A 13,385-nucleotide genomic window follows, 5' to 3' on the forward strand; every position below is an offset into this window, starting at 1 on the left:
GACTTTCGAGCACCCATGCTGAGCGAAACTGGGTTAGGCTGCGGGCCATGTGTGGAATCGTGGGATACGCGGGCGCGCGCCCGGCGCTGAGCATCGTGCTCGACGGGCTGCGGCGGCTGGAATACCGGGGCTACGACTCGGCGGGCGTGGCGATCGTCTGCGACGACCAACTGCTGACCGAGAAGAAGGCCGGCAAGCTCGCCAACCTGGAGAAGGTGCTCTCCGAGCGCGCCGCCGACGACCCGACCTCCTGCGCGGCCAGCCCGATCGGCATCGGTGACGGCACCACCGGCATCGGGCACACCCGGTGGGCCACCCACGGCGGGCCGACCGACCGCAACGCCCACCCGCACCTGGCTCCCGACGGGCGCGTCGCGGTGATCCACAACGGCATCATCGAGAACTTCGCCAAGCTCCGCGCCGAGCTGGAGGCCGACGGCGTCCAGTTCACCAGCGACACCGACACCGAGTGCGCCGCGCACCTGCTCTCCGCCGCGCTGGCCGACCTGCGCGCCGCCGGCCAGCCGGACAGTCCGCAGTTGCTCGCCGCCGGCATGCGCGTCGTGTGCCAGCGGCTGGAGGGCGCGTTCACCCTGCTCGCGGTCGACGCCGGGGTGCCCGGCGCGGTCGTCGGCGCCCGGCGCAACTCGCCGCTGGTCGTCGGCCGCGGCGAGGGGGAGAACTACCTGGCCAGCGACGTGGCCGCGTTCATCGAGCACACCCGGGAGGCGGTGGAGCTGGGTCAGGACCAGATCGTCCTGATCACCGGCGACAGCATCGAGATCACCGACTTCGACGGTCAGCCCGCCAGCGGCAAGGACTTCCACATCGACTGGGACTCCTCGGCCGCCGAGAAGGGTGGCTACGACTGGTTCATGCTCAAGGAGATCGAGGAGCAGCCGCAGGCCATCGCCGACACGCTGCTCGGCCGGCTCACCGAGACCGGTGAGATCGCCCTCGACGAGGTCCGCCTCAGCGACCAGGATCTGCGCGACGTCGACAAGATCTTCATCGTGGCCTGCGGCACCGCGTACCACGCCGGCATGGTCGCCAAGTACGCCATCGAGCACTGGACGCGGATCCCCTGCGAGGTGGAGCTGGCCAGCGAGTTCCGCTACCGCGACCCGGTGCTCGACCGGTCCACGCTGATCGTGGTGATCTCGCAGTCCGGCGAGACGATGGACACGCTGATGGCGCTGCGCCACGCCAAGGAGCAGAAGGCCCGGGTGCTGGCGATCTGCAACACCAACGGCTCGACCATCCCCCGCGAGTCCGACGCCGTGCTCTACACCCACGGCGGGCCGGAGATCGCCGTCGCGTCCACCAAGGCGTTCCTCACCCAGGTCGTCGCCTGCTACCTGATCGGCCTGCACCTGGCCCAGGTGCGCGGGATCAAGTTCGCCGACGAGGTCGGCGCGGTGGTCGCGCAGTTGCAGGACATCCCGGGCAAGCTGCGCGAGCTGCTCGACCGGATCGAGCCCGTCCGCGAGCTGGCCCGCGAGCTGAAGTCCGAGCCCACCGTGCTGTTCATCGGCCGGCACGTCGGCTACCCGGTGGCCCTGGAGGGCGCGCTGAAGCTGAAGGAACTGGCGTACATGCACGCCGAGGGCTTCGCCGCCGGTGAGCTGAAGCACGGCCCGATCGCCCTGATCGACAAGGGCACCCCGGTGATCTGCGTGGTGCCGTCGCCAGTGGGCCGGGGGATGCTGCACGACAAGGTCGTCTCCAACATCCAGGAGGTCCGGGCTCGTGGCGCGCGGACCATCGTGATCGCGGAGGAGGGCGACGAGGCCGTCGTCCGGTACGCCGACCACCTGATCTACGTGCCGCGTACGCCGACCCTGCTGGCCCCACTGGTCACCACGGTGCCGCTGCAGGTGCTCGCCGCCGAGATCGCCGCTGCCCGGGGGCACGACGTGGACCAGCCCCGCAACCTGGCCAAGTCGGTCACCGTCGAGTAGTCGCCGCTGACGTCGGGGCCCCGGCGCACCGCACCCGCGGTGTGCCGGGGCCTCGCCGTGCGAGCGATGCCGACCGGCGCGGCCCAGCGTCAACGGCGCGTCGTCAGCGGCCCAGCACCACGCGGGCCATCCCGTCCAGAGCCGGGTTGTCCGGCTCCCAGTAGCCGGTGTGCCCGCCGCGGCCGCTGGGGAACACCCGGCCGCCGAACCCGGGGTCGGCCGGGTCGTGACCGAACCACAGCTCGTGGCCGGTCCGATCCGGCCAGCCCAGCACGGCGGCGAGCGGAGCGGTGCCCAGCAGGGCCCGGCGGCCCAGCTCGTCCACCGGCCGGGCCAGGCGGATCACGTCGTCCGGAGCGCTGCTGGCCCACACCTCTTGGGCCGGTACGCCAAGCTCGGCGGCGTGCGCCGCACCGACCCCCGGTGAGCCGACGAACATCAACGCGTCGGCCGCCAGCCCGTGCTCCCGGGCGGCGATGCCCACCACCAGCGACCCGTAGCTGTGCCCGAGCACGGTCTGCCGCGCCGGCGGCCCCTCGTGGGTGGCGCGCAGCCCCTCCTGGAAGCGGTGCAGCGCCCCACCAGCGTCGCGGGCCTGGCCGGCCGACGCCGCCTCGGTCAGGAAGTCCGGTGCGTCGTAGTCCAGCCACAGCACCGCCGCGCCGCGCTCACCCGGCGCGAGCGACGCGCAGCGCTCCAGCACCCGGGCCGCTCGACCCAGCTCGCCGGGGGCGTCGTCCAGCCCGGCGGTCATTCCCGGCACATACGTCAGCACCCGGTCGGCGTGGTCCGGATCGCCGAGGGCCACCACCACCCGACCCTCACCGGCCGGGTCCAGCCCCAGCAGGTACGCCCGCGGCTGCCCGGTCTCCAGGCGCTCGGTGAGCGTGTCCAGGCCGGCCAGCCGCGCCGCCACCGCGCGCAGCCGCAGCGACGCGAGCGGTCCCGGCGGCACCCGGGCCAGCAACCGCCGACGCTCGGCCAGCAACTCCGCGCGCCGCGCACCGAGCCGCAGGCGGTTGGCCTGGTCGCGGGCGGCGACCGGCACCCCGTCCAGGCCGCCGACGAGGGCCGGCTCGTGCCCGACCAGCCACCGTCGCTGCGCCGGGGTCAACCCGGACCACCAGGCGCGCACCAGCGCCGGGGTCGCCCCGGAGGCCGGTCGGCCGGGCGGCGGTGGGGACGCCCAACCGGTGCTGGCGGCCCGAGCCAGCTCGTCCAACCGGTCGGCGGCCTGCCGGTCCGCCGCGTCGGCCAACTCCAGCGCGCCCCGCAGGGCGGCCGCAGCGCCCGCCTGGGCCGCGCCGGCCCGCTCGGTCGGTCGCAGGCGGGTCGGATCGACGTGCACGCCACCGGACCGGTCCACCGCCAGGCCGGCCGCGTCGGCCCGGGCGACCGCCTCGGCGAGCCGCGCCTTTGCCACCACGAGGCACCCGGCCAGCTCGGACAGCACCTGATCGGCCTCGATCAGCGCGGGCGCCACCGAGGTCACCTCGCCCCGCAGGCCGCCCAGCCGAGCGTCAGCTGCCACCGCGGCCGCGCCGGACCAGCCGCCCCGCAACCGCCCGGCGGAACCGGCCAGCTCGCCGGCGTGCCGCTCGACCGGACCGGTCAACCCGGCCCAGGCCGCCCCGGCTGCCCGCCAGCCGCCCGGATCGGCGGCCCAGAGCTGCCGGTAGCCGACGCCGCTCACCGGGGCAGGACGGCGAACCGGCCGGCAGCCCGGTCGTCCACCGTCTCGTACGCCTCGGCTGCGGCCCGGACACCACAGGCGGTCGTCGCCACGTCCGCCCCCAGCCGGCAGAACCATGCTTGCGCGGCCGACTCCAGCCCCGCCAGAGCGGTGGCGGCCCGCCAACCCGGCGCCGGCACCAGCAGGCCGAAGGCGCCGGTCAGGCCCCACGCCAACCGGTACGCCTCGTCGTCGAGCGCACCGGCCACGGCGCGCAGCTCCTGCGGCCGGACGGCGAACGGCTCCTCGGTCATGACCCCACCCCCGTGCACGATCGGCATCCACGCGCTGACGCTAGGCAGGGTCGGGCCGCGCCGGAGTGCCCTGTGGACGCACCGCCTGCGGCCGTACCCCGGTGTGTCCACAGGCGTTGCCCACGGCGGGCCCGACGGCTAATCTGCCGCCTCGGCCGCCGGTAGGGTGGTCTGGTGATCGTCGCTGTCGGCATCGACGTCGTCCTGGTCGACCGGTTCACCCGGTCCCTGGCGCGGACGCCGCTGCTTGCCGATCGACTCTTCACCGCGGCCGAGCGGGCCACCCGCTCCGGCACCCCACGCTCGCCCGAGTCGCTCGCCGCCCGGTTCGCCGCGAAGGAGGCCGTCGCCAAGGCGCTCGGCGCCCCGGCCGGGCTGAGCTGGCACGACTGCGAGATCGTGCCCGATACGGCCGGCCGGCCCTGGCTGACCGTCTCGGGCACCGTCGCGGCGGCGGCGCTCGAGCGGGGGATCAACCACTGGCACCTCTCGCTGTCGCACGACGGCGGGATCGCATCGGCGATGGTGGTCGCGGAACGGTGACGTCGGCTGGGTGGCCGGGGCGGCCCACTCGCGAGCGGAATGGGGCACGGTGACATGAGAGCGGTGTGGCGGGCGGCTGACGTACGGGCGGCCGAGGCGGGGCTGAAGGGCACACTGCCGGAGGGCACGCTGATGCAGCGGGCCGCCGCCGGGTTGGCCCGCCGGGCCGCCCTGCTGCTCGCCGAGCGGGGCGGGGTGTACGGCGGCCGGGTGCTGCTGCTCGTCGGCTCCGGCGACAACGGCGGTGACGCCCTCTACGCCGGAGAACGGCTGGCCCGCCGGGGCGTCGAGGTGTCCGCCCTGCTGCTCAGCCCGGGGCGGGCGCACGCCGCAGGGCTGGCCGCGCTGCGCGCCGCCGGTGGCCGGCTGGTCGACCGTCCGGCCGGCCCCGTCGACCTGGTCCTCGACGGCATCGTCGGGATCGGTGGCGCGGGCGGGCTGCGGGCGAGCGCGGACGAGGTGGTCCAGCGCCTCGACGACCTGCGCGGGCGCGACGGCGGTCGGGCCACCGTGCTGGCCGTGGACGTGCCGAGCGGGGTGGCGGTGGACACCGGGCACGTGCCGCTGGCCGCGTCCGGCCGGCCCACCGCGGTCCGCGCCGACGTGACGGTGGCCTTCGGCGCGCTGAAGCCCGCCCTGGTCGTCGGACCGGCAGCCGTCCTGGCCGGGCACGTGGAGCTGGTCGACATCGGGCTGCGGCCCTGGCTGCGCGGCACTCCCGCGCTGCAGGTCACCGAGTGGTCCGACCTCGTGCAGTGGTGGCCGCAGCTGGGCGCGGCGTCGGAGAAGTACACCCGGGGCGTGGTCGGGGTGGCGACCGGCTCGGCGACGTACCCGGGCGCGGCGGTGCTCTCCGTCGGCGGGGCGCTCGCCGGGCCGACGGGGCTGGTCCGCTACGCCGGTGGCGCTCGGGCCGAGGTGCTGCACCAGCACCCCTCGGTGATCGCCACCGGGCGGGTCGCCGACGCCGGCCGGGTGCAGGCCTGGGTGTGCGGCTCGGGGCTGGGCACCGGCGACGACGCGGCGGCCGAGCTGCGGGCCGTCCTGGCCGCCCCGGTGCCGGTGGTGCTCGACGCGGACGCGCTGACCCTGCTGGTGGACGGCTCGCTCGCTGACCGGCTGCGCGGCCGGGACGCGCCGATCGTGGTCACCCCGCACGACCGGGAGTTCACCCGGCTGTGCGGGGAGGAGCCCGGCGCCGACCGGGTCGGGGCCGCGCTGCGGCTGGCCGCCTGGATGAACGCGGTGGTGCTGCTCAAGGGGGACCGCACGGTGATCGGCACGCCGGACGGCCGGGCGTACGTCAACCCGACCGGCACCCCGGCGCTGGCCACCGGCGGCACCGGCGACGTGCTGGCGGGGCTGCTCGGCTCGCTCCTGGCGGCCGGGGTGCCGGCGGATCGGGCGGCCGCCTCGGCGGCGTACCTGCACGGGCTCGCCGGTCGGGAGGCGGCCCGCGGCGGCCCGGTGACCGCGCCCGACGTGGCGACCGCCCTGCGCCCGGTCGTCGCCCGGCTGGGCTGATCGTCGCTGTTTGGGGCCGGTTGGCCGGCTCGGCGGGCCGGGCCGTGCGTCGCCGCCCACGGTGATCAGGGTGGAAAGTAGGCTGGGCGTATGTGGCAGGCCGAGGTACGCGTCGATCTTGATGCGATCCGCGAGAACGTGAGCCGGCTCCGCTCCGGCACCACCGCCGAGCTGATGGCGGTGGTCAAGGGCGACGGGTACGGCCACGGGATGATCCCGTCCGCCCGCGCGGCACTGGACGCGGGGGCCGACTGGCTCGGTGTGTGCACCCTCGACGAGGCGCTCACGCTGCGCCGGGCCGGGATCACCGCGCCGGTGCTGGCGTGGTTGCTCGCGCCGGGGCTGCCGCTGCACGAGGGGGTCAGCGCGGGGGTGGACCTGAGCGCGGCCAGCCTGTCCCAGCTGGACGAGATGATCGAGGCGAGCCGGCTCGCCGGGCGTCCCGTCCGCCTGCACCTGAAGATCGACACCGGGCTGTCCCGGGGCGGGGCGACAGTCGCCGACTGGCCGGCGCTGCTCGACGCCGCCGCGAAGGCCCAGGCCGACGGCCTGGTCGAGGTGGTCGGTGTGTGGAGCCATTTCGTGTACGCGGACATGCCCGGCCACCCGACCACGGACCGGCAGCTCGCCGTCTTCCACGAGGGGCTCGCCATGGTCGAGCGGGCCGGACTGCGCCCCCGCTGGCGGCACCTGGCCAACTCGGCGGCCACCCTGACCCGCCCGGACACCCACTTCGACCTCGTCCGCCCCGGGCTGGCCGTCTACGGTCTGTCCCCGGTGGCCGGCGAGACGTACGGGCTGCGGCCGGCGATGACCGCGCGGGCCCGGGTGATGCTCACCAAGCGGGTGCCCGCCGGCACCGGCGTCTCCTACGGGCACACCTACACGACCGAGGCCGACGCGAATCTCGCCGTGGTGCCCCTCGGGTACGCCGACGGTGTGCCCCGGCACGCGTCCAACAGCGGGCCGGTGCAGCTCGCCGGTGCGCGGCGGACGATCTCCGGGCGCGTCTGCATGGACCAGTTCGTGATCGACTGCGGTGACGACCCGGTGGCCGACGGCGACGTGGCGACCCTGTTCGGCAGCGGTGCCGACGGCGAGCCGACGGCCGACGACTGGGCCGAGGCGGTCGGCACGATCAACTACGAGATCGTCACCCGGTTCGGCAGCACGCGGGTGCCGCGCGTCTACGACGGCGAGCGCTCGCCGTGAGCGCGAGGAGTGAGCCGGGGTTGCGAGCCCCGCAGTCGCGAACAAGGGTGACGCCGTGACGTACCGCATTCCGCGGCCGCGGACCGCCGCCGGCCGGGTCGCCGGCCTGGTCGGCGCCGCGGTCGGAGTGGCGGCGGCCGGCCTGGCCGCCGGCGTCGCGACCGAACGCACCCTGGTCCGCCGGCTCAAGGCCGACCCGGCCGATCGCTACGCGCACGAGAGGTTCGGCGAGCAGCGGTACGACGAGGCGTTCCGGCTGGAGCTACCGGACGGCACCGACATCCACGTCGAGGTGGTCGAGCCGACCCGTCCGGTGCCGGGGCACCCGACGGTGGTGCTGGTGCACGGCTTCTGCCTGGACATGGGCACCTTCCACTTCCAGCGCCGGATGCTCGCCGCGCGCGGCGACTACCGTGTCGTCGCGTACGACCAACCCGGTCACGGCCGGTCCGGCCGGTTGGAGACCGGGGAGTACGACCTGGCGGTGCTCGGCCGGACGCTGCGCCGGGTGATCGACCGGACCGCCCCGGAGGGGCCGCTGGTGCTGGTCGGCCACTCGATGGGCGGAATGACCATCATGGCGTTCGCCGAGCTGTTCCCCGAGCTGTTCGGTGACCGGGTGGTGGGCACGGTGTTGATGGCCACCTCGGGCGGGTTGATCGCGGAGACCAAGCTGGTCGCGCCGGCGCTGCTCGGCCGGGTCGGCGGGCCGGTGCTCTACATGGTCAGCAACGCCACCCGGTACGGCGGCCCGGTGATCGACAAGGCCCGCAAGTCCACGTCCAACGTGGCCTGGCTGCTCACCCGCAAGTATGGCTTCGGCACCCGCAAGCCCAGCCCGGCGCTCGTGTCGTACGTGGAGACGATGAACTCCCGGACCTCCGCCGACACAGTGACCCGCTACCTGCGGACGCTGGCCACGCACTCGCGTTTCCCGGCGCTTGCCGCGTTGGCGAACGCGCCGGTGCTGGTGGTTGTCGGCGACAAGGACATGATCACTCCGGTGACACACTCGGAGGAGATCGTCCGGCGGTTGCCGCACGCCGAGTTCATCAAGATCAAAGACAGCGGTCACGTGGTGATGCTGGAGCACGCCGACGAGGTCAACGCCGCGCTGGCGCGGTTCCTCGAGTCACTGGAGAGCATGGAGGACCGGTGAGTTTCGTCGTCAAACTGCCGACCGTCGAGGACACTCGGGAGTTCGGCCGCCGGCTGGCCGGGCTGCTGCGGGCCGGTGACCTGGTGCTGTTGACCGGTCCGCTGGGGGCCGGCAAGACCGCGCTCACCCAGGGCGTCGGCGCGGGGCTCCACGTTCTCGGGGACGTCACCTCGCCGACATTCGTGATCGCCCGCGTGCACCGGCCCGACCCGGCCCGGGGTGGTCGGGTGGCCCTGGTGCACGCCGACGCGTACCGGCTGGGCGCCGCCAGCGACCCGCGTGCCGAAATTGACGACCTGGATCTGGACGCCTCGGTGGACGAGTCGGTGACCGTGGTGGAGTGGGGCGAGGGCCTGGTGGAGCAGTTGGTCGACGCGCACCTGTGGGTCCGTATCGACCGCCGCGACGACGACACCCGGATCGTCGAGCTGGAGCCGGTCGGTGGCGACTGGGCCCGACGGCTCGCCGAGCTGAGTTAGGGCCCGTGTCGGCGCGGCGCTGTCGGACCCGGTGCCTAGAGTGCGGGGGACCGACCCGCGCTGGAAGAGGTTCCTGATGCCCGACGACGCCCCCGCCCTGGATCTGCTGGCTCTGCTGCCGGAGCCCTGGCGTGCCGTGCTCACCCCGCACCTCGATCCGGCCCGCACCGCCGCGCTTGCCGAGTTCGTCGCCCGGGAGTACGCGACGCAGACCGTCTTCCCGCCGTTGGAGGATCTCTTCTCGGCGTACCGGCTCTGCCCGCCGCAGAGCACCCGGGTGCTGATCCTCGGGCAGGATCCCTATCACCGCGCCGGGCAGGCCCACGGGTTGAGCTTCAGCGTCCGCGAGGGGGTGGCGGTGCCGCCGTCGCTGCGCAACGTCTTCAAGGAGCTGGGCGAGGACGTGGGCGTGGCCAAGCCGCCCAGCGGCAACCTCGACGGCTGGGCCGCGCAGGGCGTGCTGCTGCTCAACGCGGTGCTGACGGTGCGCCAGGCCACCCCGGGTTCGCACGCCAACTCGGGCTGGGAGGAGTTCACCGACGCCACGATCCGGGCCCTGAACGCCGCACCGGACCGGGTGGTCTTCCTGCTCTGGGGCGGCTACGCGCGCAAGAAGGCGGCCCTGGTCACCAACCCGCAGCACGTGGTGCTGGAGGCCGGCCACCCCAGCCCGATGAACCCGCGCGGCTTCCTCGGCAGTCGCCCGTTCAGCGCGGCCAACAAGGCGCTCGCCGACGCCGGGCGGCCCACCATCGACTGGGAGCGCACCGCGGGCTGACCCCTGCGGCGTGGGCCGCGGCGCCAGCTCTGCGGTGTGGGCCGCGTCGCCGGCTCAGCGGCGTGGGGCGTGCCGCCAGCTTGTTCTTGTGGTGCCGGCCGCGTCGCCAGCTTGTTGTTGTGGCGTGGGCCGTGCCGCCCGGCGAGACCGCGTGGCCCTTCGCCGCGCGGGTCAGCTCTCGGCAGCGAGTTGCCGCGCCCGATAGCGGCGCAGCAGTTCGGCGGCCCGCGGCTCGGTCAGCTCCAGCTCGACCAAGGGCACCACCCGATAGTCGCGCCCGCCGTGGCGCACCTCGATCGTTTCGGGCAGCTCGTCACACATGGTCGCCCTGATCTCGCCGTACCGGGTCGACCAACGGTGCTCGCCCGGCTCCTCCGGCTCCAGCCACACCCCGCCGAACTCGCCCCACCGGGCGTTCCACCGCTGGCCGTAGTTCCTCTCCAGCCAGCCGGTGAACCGTTTCGAGTCCTGCCAGCGCAGGGCGATCTCCACGGCGTCCACCGGCACCGGCGCGCCCTGCAACAGGGCCGCCGTGCTGCCGGTGAGCACCTGCGGAAAGTCGGTGAGTCGGTCCAGCGTCTCATCCAGGCCCAGCTCGTCGATGCGTTCGGCGATCGGCCGGGCGGCCAGTTCGTCGATGCGGGCGTCGAGGTGCGCGTCCAGCGGCTCGACCTCGACCACCATCTGCACGTCCATCGCCGCGAACAAGCGCTCCAGCACCGGAATGCTCGGGACGCGGCTGCCGCTCTCGATCCGGGCAACAGCCGCCTGGGTGACCCCCGCCGCCTCGGCCAGCTCGGTCTGGGTCAGGTCGCGCAGGTGCCGTTGCTGGCGGACAGCCCTGCCGAGCAGGGTGGCGAGGCGCGTGGGCGGCATGCCGACATGGTGGACCGGGTGTGGCCGAGGAGAAACCGCTGAGCCGGATTCACGACTGCGTGGCCTGGGTCCGAGATCCCGGCGACCCGGCCACTCCGCCGTCGGGTGGGCCATTCCCTGATGAGCGGTATACCTGTGAGTCATAAATATGACTCACAGGTATACCGCTCATCAGGGCAAGTGCCTCCGGCCGAGTGGTGTCGTCCCGCAGAGGTCGACTGAGAGCGGCCAGGACGGTGAGAGCGGCCAAGACGGCCAAGACGGCCAAGGCAGCCGATCCGGCTGATAGCGACCAGCCCTGCTCGATGCTCTGAACGGCCAGAGCGGCCATGAGGATCCAGTTGGAACGGCCAGGACGACCCTGTTAGAGCGGCCCAGGCGGCCGAGGATGCCAGGCGGCCGGGCTTGGCGGCCCGGCTTGAATGGCCCGGCTTGAGCGGTCCGGCGAGCGGCCGGCCTTGAGCGCCTCGGCGAGCGGCCGGCCTTGAGCGGCCAGGCGAGCGGCCGTGCCTGAGCGGCCAGGCGGGCGGCCGTGCCTGAGCGGCCAGCACCCAGGGCGCCAGGGCGGTCCAGGAGTGAGTGGCTGACCCTGGGCGCAGGCGGGGGGCGGGGCGTGGCCGGGCGGCGGTGGCGGGGCCGCTAGGCTGGCTAACCGTGCTCGTACTCGTGGTGGACAGCTCGACCCCCGCGGTGACCGCAGCGTTGGTGGAGATCTCGGCGGACGGCGTGACGTCCCGGGCGCACCGGTGCACGGTCGACGCCCGCGCGCACGGTGAACTGCTCGCGCCCCAGGTCGACGCGGTCCTCGCCGACGCCGGAGCGCGCCCACGTGACCTGGGCGCCATCGTCGCCGGCCTCGGCCCGGGGCCGTTCACCGGGCTGCGGGTCGGCCTGGTCACCGCCGCCACGATGGGGCAGGTGCTCGGTGTCCCGACGTACGGCGTCTGTTCCCTGGACGGCATTGGCTACCCGGCGGCGGCCGGCGAGCCGGTGCTGGCCGCCAGCGACGCCCGCCGCAAGGAGCTGTACTGGGCCGTCTACGACGGCGCCGGTCAGCGGATCGTCGGGCCCGAGGTGTCCGCCCCGGCGGTGGCCGCCGCGCGCGCCCGGGAACTGGGGGCGACGGTAGCGGTCGGCGACGGGGCACACCGGTACGCGGAAGCCCTGGACCTGCCGGTCCGGGTCGAGCCGCGCTACCCGGAGGCCACCGTGCTGGCGCAGCTCGCCGCCGAGCGGATCCGGGCCGGCGCACCCGGTGAGCGGCTCACCCCGCTCTACCTGCGCCGTCCGGACGCCGTGGCGGCCACCGGCCGCAAACCGGTCCTGCCGTGAGCGCGACGGTACGGCTGGACCCGTTCCGCTGGTGGCACATCGACGAGGCGATGCCGATCGAGGTGGACCTCTTCGGCGCGGAACACTGGTCGCCGGCGATGTTCTGGAACGAGCTGGCCAACAGGCACCACTACCGGGTCGCCACCGACGCCGACGGCACCCTGCTCGGCTATGCCGGGCTCGCCGGAGCCCCACCGGACGAGGTGTGGGTGCAGGTCATCGCCGTCCGCCGGGACGTCCAGCGGCGCGGCGTCGGGCGTGTCCTGTTGGAGGAGCTGCTCGCCGAGGCGGCCCGGCGTGACGCCCGCAGCACCCTGCTGGAGGTCGCCGTGGACAACGTGGCCGCCCAGCGGCTCTACGCGATGTACGGGTTCGAACCGATCGGGGTGCGTCGCGGCTACTACCAACCGAGCAACACCGACGCGCTGGTCATGCGGCGCGACGCCGAGCCGACCGGGGACGGACCACACGACCATGGCTGACGAACCGCTGATCCTGGGCATCGAGACCTCGTGCGACGAGACCGGCGTCGGCATCGTACGCGGGCACACCCTGCTGGCCGACGCGCTCGCGTCCAGCGTCGAGGAGCACGCCCGCTTCGGGGGCGTGGTGCCCGAGGTGGCCAGCCGCGCTCACCTGGAAGCCATCGTGCCGACCATGCAGCGGGCGCTGACCGAGGCCGGTGTCACCCTGGCCGACATCGACGCCATCGCGGTGACCTCCGGGCCCGGTCTGGCCGGCGCGCTGCTCGTCGGCGTCGCCGCCGCGAAGGGGTACGCGCTGGCGGCCGAGAAGCCGGTGTACGGCGTCAACCACCTCGCCGCGCACGTCGCGGTGGACACCCTGGAGCACGGCCCGCTCCCGGAACCCGCGATCGCGCTGCTGGTCTCCGGCGGGCACTCGTCGCTGCTGCTGGTCGATGACCTGGCCCGGGGCGTCACCCCGCTCGGCGCCACCATCGACGACGCGGCCGGTGAGGCGTTCGACAAGGTCGCCCGACTGCTGGGGTTGCCGTTCCCGGGCGGCCCGCCCATCGACCGGGAGGCCCGCGCCGGTGACGCCGCCTCGATCGCGTTCCCGCGTGGCCTCACCGCCGCCAAGGATCTCGCCGCCCACCGGTACGACTTCTCGTTCTCCGGGCTGAAGACGGCGGTGGCCCGCTGGGTCGAGGCGCGGCAGCGCGCCGGCGAGCCGGTGCCGGTGGCCGACGTCGCCGCGTCCTTTCAGGAGGCGGTCTGCGACGTCCTGACCAGCAAGGCGCTCGCCGCCTGCCGGGCGCAGGGGATCGAGACGCTGGTGATCGGCGGTGGAGTGGCGGCGAACTCCCGGCTGCGGGCGCTGGCCGAGCAGCGGGCCGAGAAGTACGGCATCCGGGTGCGGGTGCCCCGGCCGAAGCTGTGCACCGACAACGGGGCGATGGTGGCCGCGCTCGGTTCGCACCTGGTCGCCGCCGGGATCGCGCCGAGCCGGCTGGACCTGCCGGCCGACTCGGCGCTGCCGCTGACCACGGTCAGCGTGTGACGGGGGCACCGGAG

The 13,385-nt window shown here is 74.4% G+C and carries 13 protein-coding genes; 10 read left to right on the plus strand and 3 right to left on the minus strand.

The window, feature by feature from the left end; all coding sequences use genetic code 11:
* The first annotated feature begins 47 nt into the window (after nucleotides 1-47).
* Nucleotides 48-1,961, plus strand: a complete 1,914-nt coding sequence (gene glmS / locus ACGGAQ_RS24330) for a glutamine--fructose-6-phosphate transaminase (isomerizing) (RefSeq protein ID WP_393052728.1) — start codon at nucleotides 48-50, stop codon at nucleotides 1,959-1,961.
* A gap of 103 nt (nucleotides 1,962-2,064) precedes the next feature.
* Here the strand turns inward: glmS and ACGGAQ_RS24335 are convergent, their stop codons facing one another.
* Nucleotides 2,065-3,654 (minus strand): alpha/beta hydrolase, encoded by a 1,590-nt coding sequence (locus tag ACGGAQ_RS24335; RefSeq protein ID WP_393052730.1) that lies wholly within the window; start codon nucleotides 3,652-3,654, stop codon nucleotides 2,065-2,067.
* On the minus strand, nucleotides 3,651-3,947 hold the full coding sequence (locus ACGGAQ_RS24340; protein ID WP_393052731.1) for a hypothetical protein: 297 nt from the start codon (nucleotides 3,945-3,947) through the stop codon (nucleotides 3,651-3,653). Before ACGGAQ_RS24340 ends, ACGGAQ_RS24335 begins: the two co-directional genes overlap by 4 nt.
* A 174-nt stretch (nucleotides 3,948-4,121) precedes the next feature.
* Between ACGGAQ_RS24340 and ACGGAQ_RS24345 the strand changes: the two genes are divergently transcribed.
* The 6 genes from ACGGAQ_RS24345 (at nucleotide 4,122) to ung (ending at nucleotide 9,642) form a co-directional block, all read left to right on the plus strand.
* On the plus strand, nucleotides 4,122-4,490 hold the full coding sequence (locus tag ACGGAQ_RS24345; RefSeq protein ID WP_393052732.1) for a holo-ACP synthase: 369 nt from the start codon (nucleotides 4,122-4,124) through the stop codon (nucleotides 4,488-4,490).
* 54 nt (nucleotides 4,491-4,544) lie between these two features.
* Nucleotides 4,545-6,014, plus strand: a complete 1,470-nt coding sequence (locus ACGGAQ_RS24350) for an NAD(P)H-hydrate dehydratase (protein ID WP_393052733.1) — start codon at nucleotides 4,545-4,547, stop codon at nucleotides 6,012-6,014.
* Nucleotides 6,015-6,104: 90 nt separating this feature from the next.
* Nucleotides 6,105-7,226, plus strand: a complete 1,122-nt coding sequence (gene alr / locus ACGGAQ_RS24355; RefSeq protein ID WP_393052735.1) for an alanine racemase — start codon at nucleotides 6,105-6,107, stop codon at nucleotides 7,224-7,226.
* 55 nt (nucleotides 7,227-7,281) lie between these two features.
* Nucleotides 7,282-8,385: an alpha/beta fold hydrolase gene (locus tag ACGGAQ_RS24360; RefSeq protein ID WP_393052736.1), complete on the plus strand. Its 1,104-nt coding sequence runs from the start codon at nucleotides 7,282-7,284 to the stop codon at nucleotides 8,383-8,385.
* Nucleotides 8,382-8,864 (plus strand): tRNA (adenosine(37)-N6)-threonylcarbamoyltransferase complex ATPase subunit type 1 TsaE, encoded by a 483-nt coding sequence (gene tsaE / locus ACGGAQ_RS24365; protein ID WP_393052738.1) that lies wholly within the window; start codon nucleotides 8,382-8,384, stop codon nucleotides 8,862-8,864. The genes ACGGAQ_RS24360 and tsaE overlap by 4 nt, the downstream gene beginning before the upstream one ends.
* A gap of 76 nt (nucleotides 8,865-8,940) precedes the next feature.
* Nucleotides 8,941-9,642 carry a uracil-DNA glycosylase gene (ung, locus tag ACGGAQ_RS24370; protein WP_393052740.1) on the plus strand — a complete coding sequence of 234 codons (702 nt, stop codon included), beginning with the start codon at nucleotides 8,941-8,943 and terminating at the stop codon, nucleotides 9,640-9,642.
* Nucleotides 9,643-9,813: 171 nt separating this feature from the next.
* Here ung and ACGGAQ_RS24375 read toward each other — a convergent pair whose 3' ends face one another.
* On the minus strand, nucleotides 9,814-10,518 hold the full coding sequence (locus tag ACGGAQ_RS24375) for a helix-turn-helix domain-containing protein (RefSeq protein WP_393052742.1): 705 nt from the start codon (nucleotides 10,516-10,518) through the stop codon (nucleotides 9,814-9,816).
* A gap of 654 nt (nucleotides 10,519-11,172) precedes the next feature.
* On the opposite strand from ACGGAQ_RS24375, the gene tsaB reads away from it, so the two are divergent.
* From tsaB to tsaD, 3 genes are read left to right on the plus strand one after another with little or no spacing between them, the layout of a single operon-like run.
* On the plus strand, nucleotides 11,173-11,850 hold the full coding sequence (gene tsaB / locus ACGGAQ_RS24380; protein WP_393052744.1) for a tRNA (adenosine(37)-N6)-threonylcarbamoyltransferase complex dimerization subunit type 1 TsaB: 678 nt from the start codon (nucleotides 11,173-11,175) through the stop codon (nucleotides 11,848-11,850).
* Nucleotides 11,847-12,332, plus strand: a complete 486-nt coding sequence (rimI, locus tag ACGGAQ_RS24385; protein WP_393052746.1) for a ribosomal protein S18-alanine N-acetyltransferase — start codon at nucleotides 11,847-11,849, stop codon at nucleotides 12,330-12,332. Before tsaB ends, rimI begins: the two co-directional genes overlap by 4 nt.
* Nucleotides 12,325-13,371, plus strand: a complete 1,047-nt coding sequence (tsaD, locus tag ACGGAQ_RS24390; protein ID WP_393052747.1) for a tRNA (adenosine(37)-N6)-threonylcarbamoyltransferase complex transferase subunit TsaD — start codon at nucleotides 12,325-12,327, stop codon at nucleotides 13,369-13,371. Before rimI ends, tsaD begins: the two co-directional genes overlap by 8 nt.
* Nucleotides 13,372-13,385: the final 14 nt, after the last annotated feature.

It is taken from the genome of Micromonospora sp. NPDC047557, from assembly GCF_043205095.1.
Taxonomy (GTDB): domain Bacteria; phylum Actinomycetota; class Actinomycetes; order Mycobacteriales; family Micromonosporaceae; genus Micromonospora.

What these genes read in the sequence shown, in the direction of transcription:
- tsaD (WP_393052747.1), top strand. Translation starts at nt 12,325, where the DNA reads ATGGCTGACGAACCGCTGATCCTGGGCATCGAGACCTCGTGCGACGAG.
- ACGGAQ_RS24350 (WP_393052733.1), top strand. Translation starts at nt 4,545, where the DNA reads ATGAGAGCGGTGTGGCGGGCGGCTGACGTACGGGCGGCCGAGGCGGGG.
- ACGGAQ_RS24375 (WP_393052742.1), bottom strand. Translation starts at nt 10,518, where the DNA reads ATGCCGCCCACGCGCCTCGCCACCCTGCTCGGCAGGGCTGTCCGCCAG.
- ACGGAQ_RS24340 (WP_393052731.1), bottom strand. Translation starts at nt 3,947, where the DNA reads ATGACCGAGGAGCCGTTCGCCGTCCGGCCGCAGGAGCTGCGCGCCGTG.
- glmS (WP_393052728.1), top strand. Translation starts at nt 48, where the DNA reads ATGTGTGGAATCGTGGGATACGCGGGCGCGCGCCCGGCGCTGAGCATC.
- ung (WP_393052740.1), top strand. Translation starts at nt 8,941, where the DNA reads ATGCCCGACGACGCCCCCGCCCTGGATCTGCTGGCTCTGCTGCCGGAG.
- alr (WP_393052735.1), top strand. Translation starts at nt 6,105, where the DNA reads ATGTGGCAGGCCGAGGTACGCGTCGATCTTGATGCGATCCGCGAGAAC.